Below are 302 nucleotides of genomic sequence, written 5' to 3'. Positions count from 1 at the left end.
GACCCGCGCCTGGGCGCCGCCGTTCACTTCCAGCTCCGCTTCGGTCAGCACGCCGCGCAGCTCCTTCAGCGTCGCGGCGCCGAACAGGCTGGCGACGAACAGGCCGTCGGGCTTCAGCGCGCGGCGGATCTGGCTCAGAGCGCCGGGCAGGTCATTGGCCCAGTGCAGGCCCAGCAGGTTGACGATCAGATCGGCCGATCCGTCCTCCAGCCCCAGCGGCCCCGCGCCCGGCGCGGCGCGCTCGGCCGTCGAGCCGACGGCGCGCACCTGCGCCACCCTTTCGCGCGCCGGGCTGTCGGCCA

Annotated in this window: 1 protein-coding gene; it reads right to left on the bottom strand. The window is 75.2% G+C overall.

Annotation, left to right across the window (positions count from 1 at the left end):
• Window positions 1-302: methyltransferase domain-containing protein (locus B2Y21_RS15365; protein WP_292060707.1), on the bottom strand; the 302-nt coding region annotated here is incomplete at both ends.

Origin of the sequence: Brevundimonas sp. UBA5936, assembly GCA_002430835.1 — a bacterium.
In the GTDB taxonomy this organism is placed as follows: Bacteria; Pseudomonadota; Alphaproteobacteria; order Caulobacterales; family Caulobacteraceae; genus Brevundimonas.
This window is presented reverse-complemented; position numbering and strand designations above follow the sequence as displayed.